This window comes from Dietzia sp. IBK-p2-15D (assembly GCF_057773105.1).
The window spans coordinates 48,167-69,678 of sequence record NZ_JBYMTK010000002.1 but is presented as its reverse complement, the minus strand read 5'-3'; the positions used below and the strand labels follow the sequence as shown (position 1 = coordinate 69,678).

The 21,512-nt window shown below is 69.3% G+C and carries 21 protein-coding genes; 6 read left to right on the top strand and 15 right to left on the bottom strand.

All coding sequences use genetic code 11. From position 1 onward, the window contains the following. Positions 1–155: 155 nt before the first annotated feature. From AC3DEV_RS03205 to AC3DEV_RS03185, 5 genes are all read right to left on the bottom strand, one after another. Positions 156–707, bottom strand: a complete 552-nt coding sequence (locus tag AC3DEV_RS03205) for a hypothetical protein (protein WP_488371280.1) — start codon at positions 705–707, stop codon at positions 156–158. Positions 708–826: 119 nt separating this feature from the next. After that, positions 827–1,909: an NAD(P)H-dependent flavin oxidoreductase gene (locus AC3DEV_RS03200; RefSeq protein ID WP_488371279.1), complete on the bottom strand. Its 1,083-nt coding sequence runs from the start codon at positions 1,907–1,909 to the stop codon at positions 827–829. Further along, a complete protein-coding gene (locus tag AC3DEV_RS03195) occupies positions 1,906–2,691 on the bottom strand; it encodes a CoA-transferase subunit beta (RefSeq protein WP_488371278.1) in 786 nt (261 codons plus the stop codon). The genes AC3DEV_RS03200 and AC3DEV_RS03195 overlap by 4 nt, the downstream gene beginning before the upstream one ends. Then, entirely contained in the window at positions 2,691–3,620 is a 930-nt protein-coding gene (locus AC3DEV_RS03190; RefSeq protein ID WP_488371277.1) for a CoA transferase subunit A, read from the bottom strand. Before AC3DEV_RS03190 ends, AC3DEV_RS03195 begins: the two co-directional genes overlap by 1 nt. Then, entirely contained in the window at positions 3,617–4,411 is a 795-nt protein-coding gene (locus AC3DEV_RS03185) for an enoyl-CoA hydratase family protein (RefSeq protein ID WP_109148489.1), read from the bottom strand. Before AC3DEV_RS03185 ends, AC3DEV_RS03190 begins: the two co-directional genes overlap by 4 nt. A 76-nt stretch (positions 4,412–4,487) precedes the next feature. Here AC3DEV_RS03185 and AC3DEV_RS03180 point away from each other — a divergent pair, with 76 nt between their 5' ends. Beyond that, a complete protein-coding gene (locus AC3DEV_RS03180) occupies positions 4,488–5,261 on the top strand; it encodes an SDR family oxidoreductase (protein WP_396468033.1) in 774 nt (257 codons plus the stop codon). Between the two features lie 25 nt (positions 5,262–5,286). Next, the gene (locus AC3DEV_RS03175; protein WP_120284548.1) at positions 5,287–6,204 is read left to right on the top strand and encodes an SDR family oxidoreductase; all 918 of its coding nucleotides are present in this window, start codon (positions 5,287–5,289) and stop codon (positions 6,202–6,204) included. An 83-nt stretch (positions 6,205–6,287) separates the two neighbouring features. Here the strand turns inward: AC3DEV_RS03175 and AC3DEV_RS03170 are convergent, their stop codons facing one another. The 4 genes from AC3DEV_RS03170 to AC3DEV_RS03155 all read right to left on the bottom strand — a co-directional run bounded on the left by AC3DEV_RS03170 (position 6,288) and on the right by AC3DEV_RS03155 (position 10,058). Continuing rightward, a complete protein-coding gene (locus AC3DEV_RS03170; RefSeq protein WP_488371276.1) occupies positions 6,288–7,472 on the bottom strand; it encodes a hypothetical protein in 1,185 nt (394 codons plus the stop codon). 333 nt (positions 7,473–7,805) lie between these two features. Beyond that, complete coding sequence (locus AC3DEV_RS03165; protein WP_488371275.1) at positions 7,806–8,309, bottom strand: nitroreductase family deazaflavin-dependent oxidoreductase; 504 nt, start codon at positions 8,307–8,309, stop codon at positions 7,806–7,808. Next, on the bottom strand, positions 8,306–8,890 hold the full coding sequence (locus AC3DEV_RS03160; protein WP_488371274.1) for a GNAT family N-acetyltransferase: 585 nt from the start codon (positions 8,888–8,890) through the stop codon (positions 8,306–8,308). Before AC3DEV_RS03160 ends, AC3DEV_RS03165 begins: the two co-directional genes overlap by 4 nt. Position 8,891: 1 nt before the next feature. Further along, positions 8,892–10,058 carry a steroid 3-ketoacyl-CoA thiolase gene (locus AC3DEV_RS03155; RefSeq protein ID WP_488371273.1) on the bottom strand — a complete coding sequence of 389 codons (1,167 nt, stop codon included), beginning with the start codon at positions 10,056–10,058 and terminating at the stop codon, positions 8,892–8,894. A 243-nt stretch (positions 10,059–10,301) separates the two neighbouring features. On the opposite strand from AC3DEV_RS03155, the gene AC3DEV_RS03150 reads away from it, so the two are divergent. Both AC3DEV_RS03150 and AC3DEV_RS03145 read left to right on the top strand, forming a co-directional pair. Then, on the top strand, positions 10,302–11,546 hold the full coding sequence (locus AC3DEV_RS03150) for a cytochrome P450 (protein ID WP_488371272.1): 1,245 nt from the start codon (positions 10,302–10,304) through the stop codon (positions 11,544–11,546). A gap of 214 nt (positions 11,547–11,760) precedes the next feature. Beyond that, a complete protein-coding gene (locus AC3DEV_RS03145) occupies positions 11,761–12,777 on the top strand; it encodes an alpha/beta hydrolase (protein WP_488371271.1) in 1,017 nt (338 codons plus the stop codon). 87 nt (positions 12,778–12,864) lie between these two features. On the opposite strand, the gene AC3DEV_RS03140 is transcribed toward AC3DEV_RS03145, so the two are convergent. Genes AC3DEV_RS03140 through AC3DEV_RS03120 form a run of 5 tightly spaced genes read right to left on the bottom strand, consistent with a single transcriptional unit; the run spans position 12,865 to position 17,586 of the window. After that, the gene (locus AC3DEV_RS03140; RefSeq protein ID WP_488371270.1) at positions 12,865–13,770 is read right to left on the bottom strand and encodes a TIGR03619 family F420-dependent LLM class oxidoreductase; all 906 of its coding nucleotides are present in this window, start codon (positions 13,768–13,770) and stop codon (positions 12,865–12,867) included. 2 nt (positions 13,771–13,772) lie between these two features. Continuing rightward, positions 13,773–14,291, bottom strand: coding sequence for a nuclear transport factor 2 family protein (locus AC3DEV_RS03135; RefSeq protein ID WP_488371269.1), 519 nt, complete (start codon positions 14,289–14,291; stop codon positions 13,773–13,775). Continuing rightward, positions 14,288–15,496 carry a thiolase domain-containing protein gene (locus AC3DEV_RS03130; RefSeq protein WP_488371268.1) on the bottom strand — a complete coding sequence of 403 codons (1,209 nt, stop codon included), beginning with the start codon at positions 15,494–15,496 and terminating at the stop codon, positions 14,288–14,290. The genes AC3DEV_RS03135 and AC3DEV_RS03130 overlap by 4 nt, the downstream gene beginning before the upstream one ends. After that, positions 15,493–16,554 carry a thiolase domain-containing protein gene (locus AC3DEV_RS03125; protein WP_256820085.1) on the bottom strand — a complete coding sequence of 354 codons (1,062 nt, stop codon included), beginning with the start codon at positions 16,552–16,554 and terminating at the stop codon, positions 15,493–15,495. Before AC3DEV_RS03125 ends, AC3DEV_RS03130 begins: the two co-directional genes overlap by 4 nt. A 12-nt stretch (positions 16,555–16,566) precedes the next feature. After that, positions 16,567–17,586: a Zn-ribbon domain-containing OB-fold protein gene (locus tag AC3DEV_RS03120; protein WP_488371267.1), complete on the bottom strand. Its 1,020-nt coding sequence runs from the start codon at positions 17,584–17,586 to the stop codon at positions 16,567–16,569. A gap of 89 nt (positions 17,587–17,675) precedes the next feature. Here AC3DEV_RS03120 and AC3DEV_RS03115 point away from each other — a divergent pair, with 89 nt between their 5' ends. Both AC3DEV_RS03115 and AC3DEV_RS03110 read left to right on the top strand, forming a co-directional pair. Continuing rightward, positions 17,676–18,710 (top strand): LLM class F420-dependent oxidoreductase, encoded by a 1,035-nt coding sequence (locus tag AC3DEV_RS03115; protein ID WP_488371266.1) that lies wholly within the window; start codon positions 17,676–17,678, stop codon positions 18,708–18,710. 87 nt (positions 18,711–18,797) lie between these two features. Continuing rightward, a complete protein-coding gene (locus tag AC3DEV_RS03110) occupies positions 18,798–20,393 on the top strand; it encodes an AMP-binding protein (protein WP_488371265.1) in 1,596 nt (531 codons plus the stop codon). Between the two features lie 104 nt (positions 20,394–20,497). Here the strand turns inward: AC3DEV_RS03110 and AC3DEV_RS03105 are convergent, their stop codons facing one another. Continuing rightward, complete coding sequence (locus tag AC3DEV_RS03105; RefSeq protein ID WP_488371264.1) at positions 20,498–21,352, bottom strand: hypothetical protein; 855 nt, start codon at positions 21,350–21,352, stop codon at positions 20,498–20,500. Positions 21,353–21,512: the final 160 nt, after the last annotated feature.

Below are 21,512 nucleotides of genomic sequence, written 5' to 3'. Positions count from 1 at the left end.
CAAGAAACTCCTGAGTAAGAGCTGATTGAATGGTTTGCGCACCCTGCGATCAACGAGCCGCATTTCAAGGGGGCGGCCAGGCGTGAGCAGGGGAGAATGCGACAGAACGACGCCCGGCCGGGGACTCCGGCCGGGCGCCTGTGTGCGTGTCGGTTTCAGCTTCCATACTCCTCCCAGAGATCCTCGACGAACATCTCGAGCTCGGCGGACCCCGTCTCGGCGCTGCCCTGGGCGGCCTCGAGCGGATTGCCCATCACGACGGGCGTGAACTCGGGGTTCTCCCGATCCGAGAGGCAGATGCTCACCAGTGCGTAGACGTTCGGCGGGACGTCGTTCGCAGAGACGGTCCCGGTGGGAGAGCCCAGGAAGCCCCGGGACATCGCCACGAACGGGATTCTTACGAATCGCCCGGCCTCCAAGGTGATGACGTGGGGGTCATCGGCGAACAGTCGCAGGATGCCTTGCAGGTCGCCTCCGGCGAGTTCCGCTGCGACCCGGGGAGCCGAGGCGGCCGGGGCGAGGACGGCCCCGCACAGGTCCGAGGATTCGCCTTCCTCGAGTGCGAAGGTCACGGACACCGTGCCGGTCTGGTTGTTGACGTCGGGAGAGATGGTGGTGGCCATGGCGACCCCGGCCCCGGCGAGGGTCAGAGCGGTGGCCGCGCCGAGGACGGTGGCCGTCCGGGCGGCGGTTCGGGGAGCAGTCATGAGGGTCCTCCTACACATGCGCGGGGGCGGCCCGCTGCCTATTGGACACCCTCATGCTATGAGATAGATCACGTTAGCGGAACCCTGCTCACATCCCCGTGTATTATTTGTGCCCCTCTTTAGCTCGATTCCCGGAGTGCCTCCAGCCGTTCGTGCGCCTGGGTCATGATCCGCTGGATCAGCTCGTCGCAGCTCGGCAGGTCGTCGATCATGCCCACGACCTGTCCGGAGGCCAGGACTCCGGCCTCGGTGTTGCCCTCGACCAGCCCGGCCTTGAGCAGCATCGGGGTGTTGGCGGCCATGACGATCTGCTGCCACGTCCGGTCGGACGCCTTCTTCATGTTGAGGCCGTCCTTGGCCAGCTGTTGCCACTTCATGCCGGTCATGGACTTGAACTTATTGGCGTTCTGGACGGCGGCGGCCATGCCCTTGAGGGGGCTGCCCGATTCGAGGGCGTTGACCAGGCCGGTGCGCAGGACGCGGTGCGGCATGCCGTCGACACGGGTGGAGACGACGGTGTCCTGGAGCCCGCGCTCGAGGTATTGCTTCTTCACCGCGTCGGGGACCCGGGAGTCGCTGGTGAGCAGGAAGCGGGTGCCCATCGCGACGCCCGCGGCGCCGTACGCCAGAGCAGCCACCAGGCCGCGGCCGTCGAAGAACCCGCCGCCGGCGACCACGGGGATCGAGGTGTTCCCCGCGCCACCGAGGGCGTCGATGACACTGGGGAGGAGCAGAGTGGTGGCGACCTGGCCGGTGTGGCCACCGCCCTCACCCCCCTGGACGATCACCGCGTCGGCGCCCCAGGAGGCGACCTTGACGGCGTGCTTGGCCGCCCCGATGGAGGGGACGACGACGAGGCCGTTCTCCTTCAATCTGGCGATCAACTCCGGCTTGGGCGCGAGGGCGAACGACGCGACCTTCACCCCGTGACGGATCATCAACTCGCACCGCTCGGCGGCGTCCTCGGCATCGGCCCGGAGGTTGACGCCGAAGGGCTTGGAGGTGAGCTTCGTGGTCCGCACGATGGCGTCCTCGAGCTCGGCGTAGGTCATGGTTGCCGAGGCGATGATCCCCAGTCCGCCGGCGTTGGCCGTGGCCGCCGTCAGCTCGGGTCCGGAGACCCAGCCCATGCCCGTCTGGACGATGGGGTACTCGACACCGACGAGCTCGGTGAAGGCGGTGGACAGTGTCGGGGCCCTCATGCGGCCGGCACCTCGCGGTCGCGGAACCCGCGCGGGTCCAACACCTCGCGGATGATGCGCAGCTCCTCTGCCGAGGGGTCGCGGGTGACCGCGGCGTCGGCCAGGCCCTCGATCTCGAAACCGGTGTTCTCGGCGACCTCGTCGGCGGTCACGCCCGGGTGCAGGCTGACCGCGCGCATGCTGTGGTCGGCGCCGCCGAAGTCGAACACGCCCAGGTTGGAGACCACCCGGTGGATGTGGTGGTAACGAAAGGCGGGGTCACCCTCGGTGTAGCGGTCATAACCGACGCCGCAGACGACGTCGACCTTCGCCGTGAAGACCCGCGAGGAGTGCTTGCCCACCCAGTAGCTGGTGGCGTGGTTGATCGAGTTGCCGGGCGCCCCGCGCAGGCCGAACATCTGGCGGGTGGGCTTCTGCACGTCGTCACCGAACGCGGAGAGGTTCTGGTTGCCGAAGCGGTCGATCTGGTTGGCGCCCATCACCACGTGGCGGGTGCCGGCCTGCAGGACGTCGAAGACGCGGGGGAACGGGATGTACCCCTCGAAGTCGATGGTCTTGCCCAGCGGCGGGGTCTGCCCGAGGAAGCGGTACTCACCATCGGTGATGAGCAGGTCCGGTTCTGTGGTGAGCCGGGCCAGACGCGCGCCGATGGTGGCCATCGGGGTCATCGGCGAGGCGAAAATCTCACCGGCGCCGGCGAAGATCTCCGCGCAGGCGACAGCGCAGTACTCGGCCCTGCTGATGGACTGAGTGGTGGCGGACTCGGTGGTGACGTCGGACATCACTTGGCTCCCTTCTGGGCGGCCTTCTCGGCAGCGACCTTCTCCGCGAACGCGGTGACGGCCTTCTGGTAGTCCTCCTCGGACCCGGACAGGAACTCGTCGACGAACGCCTTCCACGACGTCTCGTCCTTCGCGGACGCGGCGTAGTGCTTCTGGAACGCCTCGTCGCGGCCGTAGCCACCCGCGAACGTGAAGTGGGCGCCGTTCGGAGCCTCGGAGACGGTGTCGACGAACATGCGGCTGAGCAGCATGCGCTGCGGGCCGACCTCGTTCATCAGGGTGTCCGCGGAGTCGACGATCTCGTCGGTCTCGAGCAGGACGGTGTCCGCGGCCATGGCGTAGAGATCGTCGAAGTACCCGTCGGCGCCGGTGAACGCGGCGTTGCCGTGCTTGTCCGCCTTGTCCAGGTGGATCAGCGCGGCGTCCATGCGCAGGGCGGGCATCGCCACGAGGGTCTCGGTCTTGCCGTCGACCTGGTACGGCGAGTCGACGGTCTTGAGCTCGTCGCCCCAGAACCGGAAGACGTCCGAGCCGAGGCCGGCGCGGGTCGGCAGGAACGGCAGGCGCTGCGCGGCGGCGGTGAGGCCAGCGCGCACCATGCCCTCGTCCATCTCGCGGGAGATGATCGAACCCTCGGTGCGGCGCGTGGCGAACCACGGGTCGTAGAACGGGGCCGAGTCCAGGGTGACGAAGCCGTAGTAGGCCTTGGAGACCTTGCCGGCCGAACACAGCAGGCCGAGGTCCGGGCCGCCGTAGGTGATGACGGTGAGGTCAGTGAGGTCCTCGCGGCGCAGGATCGCGCGAACCAAGGCCATCGGCTTGCGTCGGGAACCCCAGCCGCCGATGCCGATCGTCATGCCGCTGGAGAGGCGTGAGACGGCCTCGTCCAGGCTGGTGCGCTTGTCGCGCGGGGTGGGGGTGCTGCTCACTTGTTCTCGCCCGTCCTCTCGGATCGCTTGTCTCGTTTGTCCAGATTCTGGCCCGTCTTGACGAACTCGTCGCGGTGCTCGTCGGCCACGCCGGCGAGGTTGAGTTCGAACGTGAAACCCTGCTCCATGCGGTACGAGGACTTCACGTCGACCGGGTCGATGTGGTTGATGGCTTCCTTGGCCGCCCGGATGACCCGCGTGTCCTTGGCCGCGATGGTCTCAGCGAGGTCGCGTGCCGCGGCGTCCAGCTGGTCGCGGGGGACCACGTTGTAGACGGTGCCCCACGAGTGGAGTTGCTGCGCCGTGACGTTGCGCGAGGTGAAGTACAGGGTGCGCATCATGTGCGGGGGGACCATCCGGGCCAGGTGCGTGGCGGCGCCGAGCGCCCCCCTGTCCACCTCGGGCAGGCCGAACACCGCGTCGTCGGAGGCGACGATGCAGTCGGCGTTGCCCACCAGGCCGATTCCGCCGCCCACGCAGAACCCGTTCACCGCGGCGATCACGGGGACCGCGCACTCGTAGACGGCGTTGAACGCGACGTAGCAGCCGCGGTTGGCGGCCAGGAGGTGGTCGAACCCCTCGAAGTCCTGCATCTCCTTGATGTCGACGCCCGCGTTGAATCCCCGGCCCTCGGCCCGGAGGATCACGACGTGTACGTCGGGGTCGCGGCCCGCGGCGAGGATCTGCTCGCCGAGTTCGAACCATCCCGCGGACGGGATGGCGTTGACAGGTGGGTAGTCGACCGTGACGGTGGCTATCCCGTCTGCGCCCTTGTCGACGTTGATGCCCATGGAGCTCCTTCCGACGCCACCGCCGTCTTGGACGGCACAGTGACTAACCAAACGCTTGCTTGGTAGGCTAGCACGCATGACGAACATCGATCTGGGTCTGGCGGGGAAGGTCGTCCTCGTCACGGGGGGCGTACGCGGCGTGGGCGCCGGCATCAGCAGGGTCTTCCGGGAGGCCGGCGCGGTGGTCGTCACCTGCGCGCGCCGGCCCGCCGATGAGGGCTCCGACGTGGCCGATCTGGAGTTCCACTCGGTCGATCTCCGCGACGCCGATGCGGTGCGCGCGATGGTCGACCGCATCGTCGCCGACCACGGACGGCTTGACGTGGTGGTGAACAACGCCGGGGGCGCACCGTTCGCCCTCGCGGCGGAGGCCAGCGCCAACTTCCACGCCAAGATCGTCGCCCTCAACCTGCTGTCGGCGTTGACCGTGGCGCAGGAGGCCAACCGGGTCATGCAGCCGACCGGTGGGGCGATCATCAACATCTCGTCCGTCTCGGGGCACCGGCCGTCACCGGGCACGGCGTCGTACGGGGCGGCCAAGGCGGGCGTCGATTCGCTCACGCAGTCACTCGCGGTGGAGTGGGCGCCCGCGGTCCGGATCAACTCCGTCGTGGTGGGTCCGGTCAAGACCGAACTGGCCGAAATGCACTACGGGGACTCCGACGGTGTGGCGGCCGTCGACGCGACGATCCCGATGGGCCGGATGGCGGACCCGCGGGACGTCGGCCAGGCCGCGGCATTCCTGGCCTCGTCCCTGGCCGCGTACATCACCGGGGCCGAGCTGCTGGTCCACGGCGGCGGCGAGAAACCCGCGTTCCTCTCGGCGTCCACCGCCGACAACAAGCACTGACCACCCACGAACAAGGAGAAGAACCATGGGAATCTGCGACGGACGCGTCGTCATCGTCACCGGCGCCGGCCGCGGGATCGGCCGCGAACACGCGCTGGCCTTCGCCGCCGAGGGCGCCAAGGTCGTGGTCAACGACCTCGGGGCCGGTCTCGACGGATCGAACGTCGGGGAGTCCCCGGCCGAGCAGGTCGTCGCCGAGATCAAGGCCGCCGGCGGCGACGCCGTGGTCAACGGGAACGACATCTCCTCGTGGGAGGGGGCCCGCGAGCTCGTCCAGCAGGCCATCGACACCTTCGGCGGACTCGACGTCCTGGTGAACAATGCCGGCTTCCTGCGCGACAAGATGCTCGTCGGCATGGGGGAGCAGGACTGGGACAACGTGATCAACGTCCACCTCAAGGGCCACTTCGCGCCGCTGCGGCACGCCGCCGAGTACTGGCGCGCCGAGTCCAAGGCCGGGCGCCCGCGCCAGGCCCGGGTCATCAACACCTCGTCCGGCGCCGGGCTGTTCGGATCGGTGGGCCAGGGCAACTACGCCACGGCCAAGGCCGGCATCGCGCTGCTGACCATCCAGACCGCGGCCGAGATGAAGGGCTACGGGGTCACCGCCAACGCCATCGCTCCGGCCGCGCGGACCCGCATGACCACCTCCGCGGGGGAGGGAATGGCCTCGCAGATGGCCGCGCCCGAGGACGGGTCCTTCGACGCCATGGACCCGGCCAACATCTCGCCGCTGGTCGTGTGGCTGGGCTCCGAGGAGTCGGCGCAGGTGACCGGCCGCGTGTTCGAGGTCGAGGGCGGCAAGGTGACCGTCTGTGACGGGTGGCAGCGCGCCGCCTCCGAGGACAAGGGTGCCAAGTGGGATCCCGCCGAGCTGGGGTCGGTCGTGCCCCGTCTCCTCGACGAGTCGCCCACCCCGGTGCCCGTCTACGGGGCGCGCTGACACTTTTACCGGTAAACCACGGCGAGAGCCCCGCACCTGCCCGGTGCGGGGCTCTCGACTTCAGTCTTGACGGGTGCTCCGGGTCAGCCCCGGCCGTTGTCCGGCAGGACGGGCAGCCCGGCGATCTGCATCGGCAGCGGGAACGGCAACGGCGGCAGCATGATCGTCCCGTTGGCCACTCCCGCGGCGAGCGCGGCGGCGCCGGCAGAGGCCGACAATGCGAGCACCGGGAGAAGGCTTCCCGCACCACTCTCGCCGAGGCTCGCCAGGCTCTCCAGCGACGCACCTTGTCCGACGGTCGAGCCGGTGTTGGTGGACGCGGTGCTCATCAGGGAGCCGTTCTCCAGCGAGCCGGTAAGCGAGGTGAGGGAACCGTTGACGTCGGTCAGGTCGCCGAAGGACCCGGTGAGAACCTCAGCACTGCCGCCGGTCGAGCCGCCGTTACCGGTGAGCGAGCCGAGGAGGCCCGACTCGGGATCGGAGAGCGAGCCCGAGGTGCCGGTGATCGACCCCGAGACCGCCTCGCAGATGCCACAGTCGGCGACGGAACCGACGATCGGCGCGAGCGAACCGCCGTCGGAGATCGAGCCGCCGAGCGGGCCCGTGACGTCACCGGCCGAACCGTTTGTCAATGACCCCGCGATGCCCTCACCGACGAGTTCGGCTGACCCGCCGATTCCCTCGGTTGACCCGTCGGGGAAGTTGGATGACAGCGGCGGGAGTGCCGCGGACCCGCCGAGGAAGTTCAGCTCGGTGGACAGCGGGGACATCTCGGTCGAACCCATGCCCTCGGAACCCATGCCCTGGGAGCCGGTGAGCGGCCTGAGGTCGGAGGAGGTGAACGCCGCTGACCCGTCGAGCAGGCCCTCGGATCCGGTGAGGATCCCGGAGGATCCGGGCAGGACCGCTGAACCCTGGAGAGGGCTGACGCTGAGGTCGGGCAGCTCGGAGGAGCCATCGAGCGGGGAGACGCTGAGGTCGGGGAGTTCGGAGGAGTTGAAAGCCTCGGAGCCTGCGAGAGGGTTGAGCTCGCCCGACCCCCCCGCCACGTCGCCCCCCGATCCGGCAGCCTGGCCGGCAGATCCGGTGAGGGCGCTGACCAAACCGCCGAGGGGGGTGTTGTTTCCGATCCAGTCCATGACGCTGCCCGGTGACACCCCGCCCGGTAAGGAACTGTCGCCGCTCTGGGCGTTGGCGGTGCCGGTGGCCCCGGAGAGGGCAATGGTGGCCGTCGCTGCGATCGCGGCGGCCCTGGTGAACTTCTTCATGGGTGAGGGCCTTTCGGTGAGAGCGGCCCCTCGGGGCCGCGTGTGGAACCTTGTCGTGCTCGGTCCGCTGTAGTGACGCAGATAAGAATGCTCTGAGATGTCGGAGGCGTCAAGGTTTTGCTCAGGTTTTGTTACTAGTGTGACTCATATTATAAAAGCAGGCTTATAATATCGAGTGATGTGCAGATTCTTAGCGGAAAGAAACAACCGGAAAGGAAGAACACTGTCGGAGTAGCCGCGGCGGGGCCGGGTTCGCGAGGTCCTCCTTCATGCAGAGAAGGCCGGGCCCGTCCCGAGGGGGATGGGCCCGGCCTCTCCGACAGGGGGCGAGCGTCAGGCCCGCGGTTCGCAGATGATGACCGGGATGACCCGGCTGGTGTTGGACTGGTAGTCGGCGAAGTCCGCGTAGCGCTCGACGAGCCTGGGCCACAACTCGGCGCGCTCGGACGGGGTCGCCTCCCTCGCCGTCATCGCGCGACGACGGCGACCCACCTGGACGGTGACGTTCGGGTCGGCCAGCACGTTGTAGTACCACTGGGGATGCTTGGGGAGGCCGCCCTGTGAAGCGACGAGCAGGACCCGGTCCCCGTCCGGGAGGTGGAGCAGCGGCACTGTCCGCTGCTCGCCGGACTTGCGGCCGGTCGTCGTCACGAGGCACACGGGCACCGGGGCCCGCAGCGCGGAACCCACCCGCCAGGATCCGCCGATCCGCCCGCCGGACACCCGGTACGCCCACGTGTTGACCCGCGACATCACCTTGATGACGCCCACGACCCACGGCGCGCCCCGCCTCGGGTCGTCGACGCCGGTCTCGGGCGTGGGACCGGCTCCGCTCACCGGTTACCGGCCATCGGTGCACGGACGATCAGGTGCTTGCCGGGGAAGAACGCGGCGAGTTCGCGGCGGCTCTCCTTGAGCGACCGGAGCCCGAAGCCCTTCTTGCGCTCCTCGGGGCGGATCCAGATGGCCACATCGACGTCGCCGTTGTCGATCTGCTCACCGAAGACGAGCCCGATGGGCGCGTCACGGTCGGTGTCGACCGCCACGAACCACATCGCCGACTCGGCCTCGATACGGTCCAGACCGTTCCGCAACTCCTGCTCGGTCTTCTCCCGGTCCCAGGTCCCGCCGGTCGCGGACGTCTCATCGGACGAGCGTGCGTGATAGAGGGACGTGTGCTCCTCGGACTCGGTGAAAGGCCGGAGGGTGAAGCCCTGTCCGGCCCCTCCGGCCGACCCTCCGGAGGGGGAGCCGGCGAACGCCTCGAGTGGGGCCCGCAGGACCTCGCCCGCCTCGTCGGGGGACACCGATAGCAGGCTCGCGATGGCGCGGACCGCGTCCTCGGGGCCGTCGGCCGACGACACGGCGGCGAAGACCTCCCGCCGGCGGTTCGCGGCCGTCTCGATGGCGTTGCTCATGTCAGATCCTCTCGATGATGCTCGCCGAGGCCTGGGCGCCTCCCGCGCACATCGTGATGAGGGCGCGTTCGCCGTCCGTGCGCTCGAGCTCGTGCAGGGCGGTGGTGATGAGCCGCGAGCCGGAGCTTCCGACGGGGTGGCCGATCGCGATGGCCCCTCCGTTGACGTTGACCTTGTCCATGTCGGGCCCGTGCACCTGCGCCCAGCTTAGAAGCACGGAGGCGAACGCCTCGTTGCATTCGAAGAGATCGAAGTCCGAGATGGACATGCCGGAGCGGTCGAGTACCCGCTGGGTGGCCTGGACCGGCCCGTCGAGGTGGTACTCCGGCTCCCCTCCGACGAGCGCCTGGTGCACGATCCGTGCCCGCGGCTTCAGTCCGTGCGCCCTGGCCACGTCCTCGTCCATGAGCAGGACGGCGGCCGAGCCGTCGGACATCTGGCTGGAGGTGCCGGCGGTGTGGAGCCCGCCCTCCATGACGGGCTTGAGGCCGGCGAGGGTCTCGGCGGTGGTGTCGCGCAGCCCCTGGTCGCGGGTGACGGTCACCGTCTCGCCGGTGTAGGTGCCGTCCTTGAGTCGCTCGGGGGCGTCGACGGCGAAGGTCTCGCGATCGAAGCGGCCCTCCTCCCACGCGCGCTTCGCGTTGGCCTGGGACCGGACACCCAGTTCCTCGAGGTCGGCGCGGCTCAACCCGCGGCGCTTCGCGATCCGGTCGGCCGCGGTGAACTGGTCGGGCAGGTCGACGTCCCAGTCGTCCGGGCGCGGCATCCCGTTGGAGCCGTCGCCGACGGCGGCGCGCAGCGCGATCCAGCTCATCGACTCGACGCCGCACGCGATCCCGACGTCCATCGCCCCCGCGTGGATGAGGTTGGCGATGAAGTGATTGGCCTGCTGCGCGGACGAGCACTGGCAGTCGATGGTCGTGCACGCCGTCTGCCACGGCAGTCCCGACGCGAGCCAGGCGCCGCGGGTGACGTTGTTCCCCTGGGCGCCGGCCTGGGTGACGCACCCTCCGACGACCTGCTCGACGAGCGCGGCGTCGATCCCGGCGCGCCGGATGACCTCCTTCTGCGAGGCCCCCAGCAGGTGCGCGGGGTGCAGGCCCGACAGTGCGCCGCGAGCCTTTCCGATCGGGGTCCGGACGGCCTCGACGATGACGGGATTTCCCATGGATGCGCTCCTTTGGAAGCAAGGTTAGAACGAGTTCTAGTTTACGTCACCCGGCGGGGGATTCCGAGTTCGCGGTGCGGGGGGCGACCGGGCGCTCCGGGCGATCAGGAACGACGACCCAGAAGTGAACGTGTTCCAGTATGGTGCCTATAACGTGTTCTAGATTACATTGCGGGGTGAGGGCAGAGATGTCCCGGCGCCGTTCGAGCACGAGACGCAATCAGACGTGGTCAAGGAGTGCCAGTGCAGCCAGTCACCATTCCCGAGGGGTTCGATTTCACGGATCCGGAGCTCTACGAGAAGCGCCTACCGCATCCCGAGTGGGCCCACCTCCGCCGGACCGAGCCGATCTGGTGGTGCGCCAAGGACCCCGGGGTCGACGGTTTCGACGACGACGGCTACTGGGTCGTCACCAAGCACGAGGACGTCAAGGAGATCTCGCGCCGGACCAACGAGGTCTTCTCCACCTTCGAGAACACCGCCATCCCGCGCTTCGCCCCCGGCACCGAGCGGGAGATCGTCGAGCTCACCCGCCTGCTGTTCATCAACCAGGACGGCGAGGAGCACAAGAAGTACCGGCGGATCATCTCGAAGGGGTTCACCCCGCGCAACATCGAGAAGATGCGCGAGCACCTCGCCGAGAAGGCCAAGAACATCGTCGAGACCGCGGCGGCGAAGGGCAGCGGCGACTTCATCGTCGACGTCGCCTCCGAGCTCCCGCTCCAGGCGATCGCCGAGCTCATCGGCATCCCGCTGGAGGACCGTCACCAGATCTTCGAGTGGTCCAACCAGATGACCAGCTACGACGTCCCCGGCAAGGTCGAGGAGTCGCAGACGGCCAACGCCATGGTGCTCTCCTACGCCCAGGAGCTGGCCACCAAGCGCGAGACCGACCCCCGTGACGACCTGGTCACCAAGCTCATCCAGGCCGATGTCGACGGCGAGAAGCTCACCTCCGACGAGTTCGGCTGGTTCGTGGTCCTGCTCGCGGTGGCGGGCAACGAGACCACCCGCAACGCCACGACCCACGGGATGATCGCGTTCCTCGAGAACCCCGACCAGTGGGAGCTGTTCAAGCGCGAACGCCCGGCGACCGCCTACGACGAGATCCTGCGGTGGGCCTCCCCGATCACCTCGTTCCAGCGCACCGCCACCGAGGATGTGGAGATCGGCGGGGTGACCATGAAGAAGGGTGACCGTGCCGCGATCATGTACGGCTCGGCGAACTTCGACGAGGACGTCTTCTCCGATCCGTTCACGTTCGACATCACCCGCGACCCGAACCCGCACCTGACGTTCGGCGGCAACGGCCCGCACTACTGCATCGGCGCCAACCTGGCCAAGCTGCAGATCGAGCTGATCTTCAACGCGATCGCCGATCACATGCCGGACATCACCTCGCTGGGGGACTCGACGCGTCTGCGTTCGGGCTGGCTCAACGCGATCCAGGACTGGAAGGTCGACTTCAAGTGCCCGGTCATGCACTGACCTGACACAGCGAGCCTGACACCGCGAGCCTGACACAGCGAGCAGCCAGACCCGGCCCCCGGCCGGTCAGCCCCGGTCCCGCCTGTTCCGCAGGCCGGGCCGGGGCTCTCGTCTCGGGGGAGGGGTGACCTCGTCGTCGTCGGCGTCGTCGACAGACCTCGCACACACCCCGAACCGATCCCGTCAGCCCCATCGAACAGGCAAGGTGATCACCATGATCGACCACCGCTCCGTCGACCGTGACGGCGTCCGACTGCACTACGTGGTCGCCGACCCCGACCCCCGGTCCGCCACGGCGCCGACCGGCGACGGCCCCGGGACCGTGGTTCTCCTGCACGGTTTCCCGCACTTCTGGTTCACGTGGCACCGCCTGATCCCCGACCTGACCGCGGCGGGCTGGCGGGTCATCGCCCCCGATCTGCGCGGGATGGGTGGGTCGGACGCGCCCACGGACGTCGCGGCGTACGCCCCGCGCGAGGTCGTCGACGACGTGGTGGCCGTCTGCGATGCCGAGGACGCGGGCCGGGTGGTACTGGTGGGCTTCGACTTCGGCGCCGGCGTCGCCTACGACACGTGCCACCTCGAACCCGGGCGGGTCCGCGCGGTGATCGGGATGGAGAACCCGTTCATGAGCACCGCCGGGTCGGTCCCGCCCCTGGAGGGGTCGGCGATGATGGCGCGGAAGCACTTCCTCCACCTGCACTACTTCGCGCAGCCCGGTGTGGCCGAGGCCGACCTGGCGGGGCGCGAGCGTGAGTTCCTCACCCGCGTCTTCTGGGCATTGTCGGCGGATTATCACTACCTCGACGTGTGGCAGCATCCGCCCGGCTCCACCTATCTCGACGCGCTGCCCGAGGCGCCACCGCTGCCGTGGCCGTGGCTGTCGGTCGAGGAGATGGACACCTACGAGGAGGAGTACGCGCGCACCGGGTTCGCGGGGCCACTGCAGTGGTACCGGGCGATGGACGTCAGCTGGCACGCGCGCAAGGGGTTCGCGCGGCGGACCAATCCCGTGCCCTTCTACTTCCTCTATTCCGAGCACGACCCGGACCTCGAGGGCTTCCACGGCCGCGACCCGTTGACCAAGCTCGGCCGCTACCACGACGACGTGCGGATGGTCCGCGCGATCACGGCGCCGGCGGGACACCTCATGCACCTCGAGGCCACGCAGGACACGCACGGCGCGATCCTCGCCTGTCTGGACGACATCGCGGCGCATCTGCCGGCATGAGGGACGTACGCACCGGAGCGCCCCGGCCCCGGGAGATCGGGGGCCGGGGCGCAGGGTCGGTGGGCGTGCGGGGGTGACGCTGCGTGCTCAGCCGGTGAGGCCGTACTTCTCGCCGAAGCGGGCGATCGACTCGATCTTCTGCTCGGCCGTGCAGTCGTACCCGTGGCCCTCGATCAGCCACGGCATGACGATGATGTCGGTGACACCGGCCGCAGCCAGCTCGGCGAAGCCCTTCGAGCCGTAGCGGTCCAGGCACACCACCTGGATGGCGAAGCGCTTGCCGTCGCCGCGGTCGGCCAGCGAGCGCCCCTGCTCCTCGAGCAGTTCGCCCAGGCGGGTCACGGTGGCGCCGATGTCGTCGAACCCCATCATCGCGCTGGTCCAGCCCTGGCCGACGCGGGCGGCGCGCTTGAGCGCGATCTCGGTGTGGCCACCCACGTAGAAGGGGACCTGCTCGGACGGCGCCGGGGTGAAGATGAGCTCGTCGAAGTCGAAGTGCTCGCCGTGGAACTCCATCCACTCGCCACGCAGGCCTTCTCGCATGATGGCCAGTGACTCGTCGGTGCGTTTGCCGCGCCCCTTGAACGGCGCGCCGCACCATTCGAACTCGTTGGGGTCCCAGCCGATGCCCACGCCGAGGTCCAGCCGGTTGCCGGTGAGCAACGCGACCGAGCCCACCTGCCGGGTGAGCAGCAGGGGGTTGCGCGGGCCCACCTTGAGCACCTGAGGGCAGAAGCGGATCCGGGAGGTCGCCCCGCCCATGGCGGCGCAGGCGATGAGCGGCTCCACCCATTCGGTGTTCTCGTCCCACATCCGGGAGCCGTCCGGCGTGTACGGGTAGTCCTTGTCCTGACGCCGCGGGTGGAACAGCGAGTCGGGCAGGACAATCCGGTCGATGCCCGCGGCCTCGGCGCCGCGTGCGATGTCGAGGTACTGGTCGACGGGGGAGAAGGAGACGGGGACGGAGAACTCGACGTCCGCTACGCGGCTCATGGTCACTCGCTCTTTCCTGCGGCGCCGGCGATGGCTGCCCGGTCGTCGTCGGTCAGCGGTCGCAGTCCTGAGGCCATGGCCACGTCCTGTTCCCAGAAGGCGCGAAGGTTCACGAGCCGGCCTTGCGAGTCGACGCGGTAGTCCACGGCGATGTCGATCTCCATGATGCTGGAGCCCATGTGGGTGTGCATTGTACCGATGCAGAGGAGTTCGTCGCCCGCAGCGATCCCGCGGTCGAACCGGAACTCGATGTGATCCGGGGTGGCCACGGCCTTCTCCCAGAACTCCAGGAGCCGCTGGGTGCCGGTGTGGCCGATACCCTCGGCGTCGAACATCGACGGACCCACGGGATCCTCGATGGTGCCCTCGGGGTTCCAGCCGGCGATCCAGGCGTCGCGGTCGCCGGTGTTGGTCGCGGCCCACGAGCGGCGCGCGGCGGCGTAGGCGGGACTCGCCAGCGCTGCGTCGCTCATCTCGAGCGGGCGGTACTGCCCGTCGTCGTCCAGATAGGGGTTGCTCATGAGTGACGCTCCGGACGGTCGGTCCCCACTACCCACATGGAGAAGTACTGGGATCCACCGCCGTACGCGTGGCCCAGGGCCTTGCGTGCGCCGGGGACCTGGTGCTCGTCCGCTCGATTCATCACCTGACGGGCGGCCTCGGCGAACCGGAGCATGCCGGACGCGCCGATGGGGTTCGAGCACAGCACGCCGCCGGACGGGTTGACCGGCAGGGAGCCGTCGCGCGCGGTGGCGCCGGACTCGGTCATGCGCCACCCCTCGCCCTCCGCGCAGAACCCGAGGTTCTCCAGCCACATGGGTTCGAACCAGGAGAACGGCACGTAGATCTCGGCCGCGTCGATCTCCTCGGCCGGGTTGGTGATCCCGGCTTCGGCCCACAGAGCAGCGGCGGCGTCGCGGCCGGCCTGCGGGCTGCGGTAGTTGCGGTAGGCGAAGGTCCCGGGCTCGGTGCGCAGCGCGGTGGCGTGGACCCACGCGACCTGTCGGCCGGCGGACTCCACGGCCTCGGCCGCCTCGGCATCGCCGATGACTATCGCGCCCGCGCCGTCGGAGGAGGGGCAGGTCTCGTCGAACCGGATGGGGTCCCACAGCATCTGTCCCTGCAGCACCTTGTCGATCGTGATGTCGGGCTGCTTGAGGTGGGCGTGCGGGTTGACCGAACCGTTGAGGCGGTCCTTGACCGCGACCATCGCGCCCACGTGCTCGGGCGCCCCGGTGGTGCGGATGTAGGAGCGCACGTGGGGGGCGAAGTAGCCGCCCGCGCCGGCCCCGACGGGCGCGGTGAACGGCACGGGCAGGCTGAGCGCCCACATGGCGTTGGACTCGGACTGCTTCTCCCACGCCACTGCCAGCACCCGGCGGTAGCGGCCGGACTGGACGTGGGACGCGGCGACGACAGCGGTCGAGCCGCCGACGGACCCGGCCGTGTGGACGCGCAGCAGCGGTTTGCCGACGGCGCCGAGAGCGTCGGCCATCATCAGCTCGGGCATCATGACGCCCTCGAACAGGTCGGGGGCCTTGCCGACGATCACGGCGTCGATGTCGTCCCAGCCGACCCCGGCGTCGATCATGGCGGCGTCGATGGCCTCGCGGCAGAGCCCGGCCATGGAGATGTCGGTGCGGCGGGCGACGTGGTGGGTCTGGCCGGTCCCGAGGACGGCGGCGGGCAGACCGGAGCCGTGGGTTCCGGATGCGGGGGCGCTCATGCGGTGCGTCCTTCCAGGAGGCAGATGAGGTTCTGCTGCAGCAGGTGGCCGCTGGTGGCGTGGGCGAGCGCGCGCTCGGAGCGGCCCTCCCAGATGCTGTGCGCGGCGTAGCCGATGCGCTCGAGGCCCGCGCTGAACAGCGGGTCCGCGAGCAGGGAGCCGCCCGACGGGGTCACGGCGACGTCGTCGGAGATGCCCAGCGCGCCGCGCAGGAGGAGCTCCTGGTGGGTGTACTGGGTGTGGAGCTCGGCCACCGAGACGCCGCCGAGGTCTGGGCGGTCCCCGGACGAACCGGTCGCGCGGACGGCGGCGGCGCGGGCGGACGGGGAGTCGGTGAGGTCGCGGGCGCCGAACTCGGCGGAGTCGGCGATGTGTTCCATCCCGGTGATGTACGCCGGGGTGTCGACCAGCTCGCGGGCCCGGTCGGCGGAGGCGAGGATGATCGCGCCGGCGCCGTCGGTGACGGGCGGGCAGTCGTGCTGACGCAGTGGGTCGGCCACGTACGGCTCGGCGAGCAGGTCCGTCTCGTCGCGGCCGGTCGCGCGGGCGGCGACGGCGGCCATCTCCGCCTCGGACCACCGGCCGGCGTCGATGCCGGCGCGGGCCTGCAGGGCGGCGACGTGGTGCCGGCCGGGCCACAGCGGGGCGACGGTGTACGGGTCGAGCTGCAGCGCCAGGGCGGAGTCGAGGTCGGTGCTGGCCGAGGCCTTGCCGAACCCGTAGACCAAGGCGGTGTCGGCTTGTCCGGAGGCGATCTTGAGATAGGCCTCGAAGAACGCCCAGGCGGCGTCCATCTCGACGTGCGACTCGGAGATCGGCGGGACCGCGCCGATCGAGTCGACCGCGGAGATGAACGAGAAGGCGCGGCCGGCGAGGTAGTCGGAGGAGCCGGAGCACCAGAACTCGATGTCGGTGCGGTCCAGTCCGGTCTGCCGGTAGCACTCGGCGAAGACGGGGGCGAGCATCTCGACACCGTTGGTGGTGCCGAAGGTGGACTCGGTGTGGCGGGCGTGGGCGAATCCGACGACGGCCACGTCCCGGGGAGCGTTGGGGGTCACGGGTGGTGTCCTCTACAGGTGATCGGCATAGGTGTCGGGGTCGGCGTCGGGATCGCCGGTGGGCTCGAAGTGCGCGATGGCCTTCATCGAGGCGGGGCGCTCGGACTCGGGGGTCCACACGGCGCGAACGCGCATCCCCATCCGCGCCTCGGACGCCTCGCAGCCCAGCACCAGGTGCTGGATGGGCACGTCGGAACCGTCGAGCAGGATGTAGGCGGTGACGTACGGAGGCTTGATCTGCTGACCGGCGAACGGCACGTTGACGATGCCGAACGTGGTCACCGTGCCGATGTCGGACACCTCCACGTATTCGCCCATGGCCACGCCGTCGGACGGGCAGTAGTCGCGCGGTGGCACGTAGACCTCGGGGCCGTTGGAGCGGCGCCGCCCCAGCACCTTGCCCTGCACGATCGCGCGCAGGTACTCGCTCTCGGCGGGTCCGGCGGTATGGGTGACCGACAGTCCGATCGGCGTCACCACGATGGTGACGGGGTCGTCGGTCTGCTGCGGGACCTCGTCGTCGTCGACACCGGCGTCGACCGGGGCGTCGGCGGGGACCACGCACGCGATGTCGTGGATGGTCCCGGTGCGCTCGGCGGCCCACCGCAGCCGGACGCGCATCCCGGTACTCACCGCGTCGGGGCCGTCGGCGGCCAGGGGCAGGAGCATGGCGGTGTCCGCGCCGTCGAACCGCACCAGCGCCCACGCGAACGGGGAGTCCAGGGGGTTGACCTCGGTGGGTTCGGGAACCCAGGTCCATACGACGACGAGGCCCTCGATCCCGGAACCGGAACCCACCTCCACGGTCTCCGTGAGGGCCCGGCGTGTGTGGGGGTCGAACTCGACCGGCGGCAGGTGCACGGTGCCGGCCGAATCGCGGTTACCGACCAGGCGTCGATCGCGGAGGCCGGTGAAGAACGCTCCCAGCACCGGGCCGGTCGACCGTGTGTAGTCGAACGACGGGGCCAGGGACGCCGACAGTACGGGCTCGTCCGGTGGGGTGATATCGACAACGATCTCTCTTGATGTCACGCCCTCGAGTAGAACACGTTCCACCGCGGGTTGTGTGGGTTTCCCCGGGCGGGACACCACGGGCCAGCGCGTGGGTCACACTGATGCGCATGAAATTCGCGCTACAACTCGGATACTGGGGCGCCCAGCCGCCCACCAATCACGCCGACCTCGTGGTGGCGGCGGACCGGGCGGGGTTCGACACCGTCTTCACCGCCGAGGCCTGGGGGTCGGACGCCTTCACGCCGCTGGCCTGGTACGGCTCGCTCACCGAGCGCATCCGGCTGTCGACGGCCGTCGTGCAACTCTCCGCGCGGACGCCCACGGCCACCGCCATGAGCACCATGACCCTCGATCACCTGTCGGGCGGGCGCTTCGCTCTGGGGCTGGGTGTGTCCGGGCCGCAGGTGGTGGAGGGGTGGTACGGCCAGCCGTTCGCCAAGCCGCTCGCCCGGACCCGCGAGTACATCGACATCATCCGCCAGGTCCTGCGCCGCGAGGCGCCCGTCACCTCCGACGGGCCCGCCTACGCCCTGCCCTACCGGGGCGCGGACGCCTCCGGATTCGGCAAACCGCTCAAGTCGATCCTGCATCCACTGCGGGAGGACGTGCCGATCTGGCTGGGAGCCGAGGGGCCCAAGAACGTCGCCCTGGCGGCCGAGATCGCCGACGGCTGGCTGGGTTTCCTGGCGTCGCCGCGGACCGCTCACGAGTTCAACTCGTGGCTCGACGAGGGGTTCGCGCGACCCGGCGCACGGCGCACGCGCGAGGACTTCGAGGTGGCCTTCCTGTGCCAACTCCATGTGACGGACGACCGTCGCGGCGTCCTCGACGCCTACAAGCCGTTCACCGCCCTGTACGCGGGCGGGATGGGAGCCGAGGAGAAGAACTTCCACGCCGAGGCGTTCCGTCGCATGGGCTTCGGCGACGACGTGGACCGCATCACCGAACTGTTCCGCACCGGGCGCAAGGAGGAGGCGGCCGCCGCGGTGCCGGACGAGATGGTCGAGGCCACCGCGATCATCGGCGACGCCGACTCGGTGCGCTCGCAGATCGCCGAATGGGAGGCCGCCGGCATCACGATGCTCGTGGTGACCGCCCGGTCGGTGGAGGAGATCGAGACGATCGCGCAGTTCATCGACTGACGTGGGCCGGGTGCGGACGCCCTAGAGAAGCGGGTCGGCGGAGGGCAAAGCCTCGACGGAGGCTAGAACGCGTTCTAGTGTGGGGGCATGAGCGCACCCACACCCTCCGTCCCCACCGACGCCGGAGTCCTCGACCCGCGGACCGGGGAGCACGTGACCAGTGTCTACCGGATCGCCGAAGCGGAGCCGGACCGCGTCGCGGTGATCGAGGCGGCCGGTCGTCAGGTGAGTTTCGGCGAACTCGCGGGCGCCGCCCACGGTTACGCCCGCGGTCTGCGCGAGCTCGGACTGGAGGCCGGGGACTGCATCGTCCTCCTGGCGCCGAACAGCATCGGCTTCCTCGAGGTCTACTACGCGGCGATCGAGGTCGGTCTCTACGTGGCTCCCGCGAACTGGCACCTCACGGGCCCCGAGGTGGCCTACATCCTCGAGAACTCGGGATCGACGGTGTTCATCGCCGACGAGCGGTTCGCCGACGTCGCCACCGCCGCCGCCGCGGAGGCCGGGCTCGACCCCTCCCGCTGCTACGCCATCGGCGACGTCCCCGGGTTCCGTCCGCTCGCCGAGCTCACCGCCCCGGCGCAGGGGGAGGACCCCTTGCCGTCGTCCCGGACCCTCGGCGCTCCGATGCTCTACACCTCCGGCACCACCGGACGTCCCAAGGGTGTGCGGCGCCCGCTCACCGGTGCCTCGCCCGACCAGGTGACGGTGCCCAACTACTACTTCTTCGCCGGGTTCGACATCCAGGCGCCGGACAACGTCCACATCTGCGGCTCGCCGCTGTACCACACGGCCGTGCTCAACTTCGTCACCATCTCGCTCAACCTCGGGCAGGCCGCAGTCCTCATGGACAAGTGGACGCCCGAGGAGATGCTGCGGCTCATCGACGCCCACGGCGTCACCCAGTCGCACATGGTGCCGACCCAGTTCTCCCGACTGCTCGAGCTGCCCGAGGACGTGCGCGCGAAGTACGACGTGTCGAGCCTGCGCACGATCGTCCACGGTGCCGCGCCGTGCCCCAAGCACGTCAAACAGGCGATGCTCGACTGGTGGGGCCCCGTGCTCACGGAGTATTACGCCGGCACCGAGGGTGGTGGATGCACCATCACCGGCGAGGAGTGGCTGCGCAAGCCCGGCAGCGTGGGGCGGCCCTGGAAGACCACCACCCTGAAGATCCTCGACGACGACGGCAACGAGCTGCCCACCGGCGAGATCGGCAACGTCTACCTCCAGATGCACGGGTCCAAGTTCGAATACCACCAGGATGCGGAGAAGACCGCGAAGACCTACGTCGGCGAGCTGTTCACCATGGGCGACATCGGCTACGTGGACTCCGACGGCTATCTGTTCCTGTGCGACCGCAAGAACGACATGATCATCTCCGGCGGTGTGAACATCTACCCGGCCGAGATCGAGTCGGAGATGACCCGCCATGAGGCGGTCCGAGACGTGGCGGTGTTCGGCATCCCGCACAAGGACTGGGGTGAGGAGGTCAAGGCCGTGGTGGAGCTGGCCGAGGGGTACGTCGAGTCCGACGAGCTCAAGACGCAGATCCTCGACGACCTCTCCGGCCGACTGGCCAAGTTCAAGATGCCGCGGTCGATCGACGTGGTGGACGAGCTGCCCCGTCAGGCCAACGGGAAGCTGATGAAGCGCACGCTGAAGGATTCGTACTGGGCGTAGCCGGGGTCCTCGTCCGGCCCTGAGAACGACCGCACCCCCTGCCGGATCCGGCAGGGGGTGCGGTGTTCCGCGGCAGCGCTGTCCTGCGCTCGGCTTCGGCTGGATCAGCTGCCGAGGTCGGCCAGCGAGCCGGCGAGCGAGCCGAGCGGGGTGCCGGCGATCGAGCCCTGAACCGGGGTGCAGCTCTCGGTGCCGACCGGGTAGGTGCCGGTCAGGGTGGCGGTGCCGGTCTGCGAGGTGACGTCTTCCTCTACGGGGCCGCCGACCTGGACGCCGACGCCCGTCATGGCCTCGAGGTCGCCGAGCTCGTAGGTGAGCGTGAAGCCCTCCTCGACCGAGCCGGAGACGGTGGGCTGTCCGGCATCGTTGGACCAGTCGTAGTCCGGCATGCCGAACGCATCCTCACGCGGCTCGAAGAACGACACGCCGACATCATTGGATGTGGGCGCCTCGGTGAAGGTGTTCGGCTCGAACGTCAGGGTGAGGACCGCGTCATTGATCGGCACCTGGGTGGCGACCGGCGTACGCCAGTAGAAGGTCTGCCCGTCCTGGCTGGTGAAGTGCTGGAACTGGAGCTCGCCGGGGCTGTCGAAGCCGGAGCTCAGCTCGGAGACGAAGCCGCCATTCGCGGGGCTGTTGACCGGCTCGCCGTCCTGGCCGAGGTAGAGGTCGCTGTCCTCGTCCGACTCGAGAGCGTTGATGGCCTCGGCCACCCAGTTGACGTCGCAGCCGACCGAGCGGTCGCCGTCGACCGTGCCGAGGTTGGCGCCGGGAGCGAGGCCGTCGTCCTCGGGCGCGCCGATCGAGCCCAGCGAGCCGGCTGGGATGCCGGAACCGGTGGCGACCCCGGAGGAGGCGGCTTGGACGTCGAGCATGAGTTCGGCGGACTGGGCGTTGGCGAGGGGAGTGGCCGCCAGGGCGGCGACCGCGAACGCGGCGAGAGTGACGCGAGTGCGCATAGATTCTCTTCCTTAGGTGTGGAGGGATGTGACATAGGCGATGTAAGCACCTCTCCAGGCGATTGGCTACCCGATAAGAGTTTTGTGAAAATATTCACCTATCTCGAAGTTTTCTGTAACGTCCCTTGCTTCCAGCTGGCTCGCACATGGCGAGAACACG

Excerpts from the sequence above, each read along its gene's own strand:
- AC3DEV_RS03205 (WP_488371280.1), bottom strand. The coding sequence starts at position 707 with ATGACTGCTCCCCGAACCGCCGCCCGGACGGCCACCGTCCTCGGCGCG.
- AC3DEV_RS03200 (WP_488371279.1), bottom strand. The coding sequence starts at position 1,909 with ATGAGGGCCCCGACACTGTCCACCGCCTTCACCGAGCTCGTCGGTGTC.
- AC3DEV_RS03195 (WP_488371278.1), bottom strand. The coding sequence starts at position 2,691 with ATGTCCGACGTCACCACCGAGTCCGCCACCACTCAGTCCATCAGCAGG.
- AC3DEV_RS03185 (WP_109148489.1), bottom strand. The coding sequence starts at position 4,411 with ATGGGCATCAACGTCGACAAGGGCGCAGACGGGATAGCCACCGTCACG.
- AC3DEV_RS03180 (WP_396468033.1), top strand. The coding sequence starts at position 4,488 with ATGACGAACATCGATCTGGGTCTGGCGGGGAAGGTCGTCCTCGTCACG.
- AC3DEV_RS03175 (WP_120284548.1), top strand. The coding sequence starts at position 5,287 with ATGGGAATCTGCGACGGACGCGTCGTCATCGTCACCGGCGCCGGCCGC.
- AC3DEV_RS03170 (WP_488371276.1), bottom strand. The coding sequence starts at position 7,472 with ATGAAGAAGTTCACCAGGGCCGCCGCGATCGCAGCGACGGCCACCATT.
- AC3DEV_RS03160 (WP_488371274.1), bottom strand. The coding sequence starts at position 8,890 with ATGAGCAACGCCATCGAGACGGCCGCGAACCGCCGGCGGGAGGTCTTC.
- AC3DEV_RS03155 (WP_488371273.1), bottom strand. The coding sequence starts at position 10,058 with ATGGGAAATCCCGTCATCGTCGAGGCCGTCCGGACCCCGATCGGAAAG.
- AC3DEV_RS03145 (WP_488371271.1), top strand. The coding sequence starts at position 11,761 with ATGATCGACCACCGCTCCGTCGACCGTGACGGCGTCCGACTGCACTAC.
- AC3DEV_RS03140 (WP_488371270.1), bottom strand. The coding sequence starts at position 13,770 with ATGAGCCGCGTAGCGGACGTCGAGTTCTCCGTCCCCGTCTCCTTCTCC.
- AC3DEV_RS03135 (WP_488371269.1), bottom strand. The coding sequence starts at position 14,291 with ATGAGCAACCCCTATCTGGACGACGACGGGCAGTACCGCCCGCTCGAG.
- AC3DEV_RS03130 (WP_488371268.1), bottom strand. The coding sequence starts at position 15,496 with ATGAGCGCCCCCGCATCCGGAACCCACGGCTCCGGTCTGCCCGCCGCC.
- AC3DEV_RS03115 (WP_488371266.1), top strand. The coding sequence starts at position 17,676 with ATGAAATTCGCGCTACAACTCGGATACTGGGGCGCCCAGCCGCCCACC.
- AC3DEV_RS03110 (WP_488371265.1), top strand. The coding sequence starts at position 18,798 with ATGAGCGCACCCACACCCTCCGTCCCCACCGACGCCGGAGTCCTCGAC.
- AC3DEV_RS03105 (WP_488371264.1), bottom strand. The coding sequence starts at position 21,352 with ATGCGCACTCGCGTCACTCTCGCCGCGTTCGCGGTCGCCGCCCTGGCG.